The organism is Kineococcus glutinatus, assembly GCF_039542765.1.
GTDB classification, from domain to species: domain Bacteria; phylum Actinomycetota; class Actinomycetes; order Actinomycetales; family Kineococcaceae; genus Kineococcus_A; species Kineococcus_A glutinatus.
On the sequence record NZ_BAABIL010000838.1, the window covers coordinates 1 to 2,077 of the forward strand.

At 76.3% G+C, this 2,077-nt stretch carries 2 protein-coding genes; both read right to left on the bottom strand.

The features are described from left to right. A partial coding sequence (locus ABEB16_RS21920) for a CheR family methyltransferase (protein WP_345714285.1) occupies positions 1-900 on the bottom strand: 900 nt, incomplete at its 3' end. Next, entirely contained in the window at positions 897-1,943 is a 1,047-nt protein-coding gene (locus tag ABEB16_RS21925) for a chemotaxis protein CheB (protein ID WP_345714286.1), read from the bottom strand. The genes ABEB16_RS21925 and ABEB16_RS21920, both read right to left, overlap by 4 nt. Positions 1,944-2,077 lie beyond the last annotated feature (134 nt).

Consider the following 2,077-nt stretch of genomic DNA (forward strand, 5'->3'; position numbering starts at 1 on the left):
GCGCAGCGCCCCCGCCGGGTCGTTCGCGACGGCGGGGGGCGCGGGCGCGGCCGCGGCCGTCGTGAACCGCGGCGAGGGGCGGGTCGTGGCGACCCGGCGGAAGATCCGGTTCTTCAGGTCCAGCGGGGTGAACAGCGCGCCCTGGCTGAGCAGCATCTCCGCCTTGCCCAGGAACAGCAGGCCCTCGGGCGCGAGGGAGTAGTGGAAGCGCTCCGCGATGCGGGCCTGCGTCTCGGCCGTGAGGTACATGAGCGTGTTGCGGCACAGCAGCAGGTCGAGGTGGGAGATCGGGGCGTCCTGCACCAGGTCGGCCCGGCCGAAGATGACCGAGCGGCGCAGGTCCGGCCGGAACGTCCAGCGCCCGGGGCCCGGCTCGAAGTACCGCGCCAGCAGGTCGGCCGGCAGGCTGTGCACCTCCCGCTCGGCGTAGCTGGCGCTGCGGGCGTGGGCCAGCGCCTCCTCGTCGACGTCGGTGGCGTAGATCTTCACCCGCCGGCGGAACTCCTCCACCCCCAGCAGCTCCGCGAGGCAGATGGCGACGCTGTACGCCTCCTGCCCCGAGGCGCAGCCGGCGCTCCAGACCCGCAGCGGCCCGCCGGCCCGCCGCCGCAGCAGCTCGGGCAGCAGGTCCTCGCGCAACCGCTGCCACGCCTCGGGGTCGCGGAAGAAGGAGGTGACGTTGATGAGGACGGTGTTGAACAGCGCCGTGAACTCGTCGGCGTCGGCCTCGAGCAGGTCGCGGTACCCCTCGAACGTCTCCGCGCCCACGTCGGCCATCCGACGGCGCACCCGCCGCTGGAGGCTGGCCCGCTTGTAGCCGGTGAAGTCGTAGCCCCGGGCGGTCTTGACGTGCTCGAGGATGGCCTCGAAGGCGTCGTCCAGCTCCTCCTCGGGGTTCACGACCCGCTCCAGGCGTCCCCGACGGGCTCACCGTCCCCGACGCGCTCGCCGTTGCCGGTGCGCGCGCTGCGGTCGGTGAGCAGCTCGCGGATGAGCACGGCGGCCCGGTGCTCCTCCGCGGCGCGCTCGGCGAAGCGGGCGGCGCTGATGGACCGGCCCGCGGACTCCGCCCGCCGGCCCAGCTCGCGCGTCAGCGCCGCCCGCTCCTCCAGGCTGCGCAGCGCCATCCACAGCGCGCTGTCCATGGTCTCGGCCTGCTGGGCCAGCAGGCTCTCGGTGGACCAGGCGTGCCCCACCCGGCAGCGGAAGCGCAGGAAGCCGCTCTCCTCGATGCGCCACAGCGCGCCGGCGCAGTCCGGGCAGGAGTAGCCCGCGGGCTCGCCCGGGTGGTCGTCGCCGTCGATCTGCTCGATGTCGAAGCGGGCCACGGCCGTCTCCTCCTCCAGGAGCGCGCTCGGCGGAGGGGCGTCCAGGACCGGCTCGCCCACGAGGCGGGTCAGCAGGGCGGGGATGTCCGCCACCGGCACCACGTGCTCGGGTGCGGCGGCCTCGATCGCGTTGCGGGGCATGCCGGCGTACATCGCGTCGGCCGGGTCCTGCACCACCCCGACGCCGCCGCGCGAGCGCACCGCCACGAGGCCGGCCGAGCCGTCGTCCAGCATCCCGGACAGGACCACCCCGACGACGCGCGGGCCGAGGGAGCGGGCGGCGGAGCGGAACAGCGCGTCCACCGCGGGGCGGTGGCCGTTCTCCCGCGGCCCGGCCGAGACCACCACCTGCTCGTCGAGCACGAGCAGGTGGTGGTCCGGGCGCGCCACCAGCACCGTCCCCCGCGGCAGGTGCTCCCCGGAGGCCGCCTGGCGGGCCGGCAGCGGCCCGGCGCGGTCGAGGATGGCCGCCAGCGCCCCCGAACCGGTCGCGGGCACGTGCAGCACCACGAGCACCGTCGCCGGGAAGTCGGCGGGCAGCCCGGCCACCAGGGTGCGCAGCGCCTCGACGCCGCCCGCGCTCGCGCCGACGACGACGACGTCCCTGGTGCCCATGGGCCGCGAGCCTAGTCCCGCTCGCGGCTCCCGCCGGGGCCCGTGCCGCCCCGGTGGGCGGCCGACGGCCAGCGCAGCCCCAGCGCCGGCAGCTCCAGCTCCGCCAGCGCGCGCACCGCCTCCGCATCACCCTC

Coding starts and splice junctions, on each gene's coding strand:
- ABEB16_RS21925 (WP_345714286.1), bottom strand. CDS start 1,943: ATGGGCACCAGGGACGTCGTCGTCGTCGGCGCGAGCGCGGGCGGCGTC.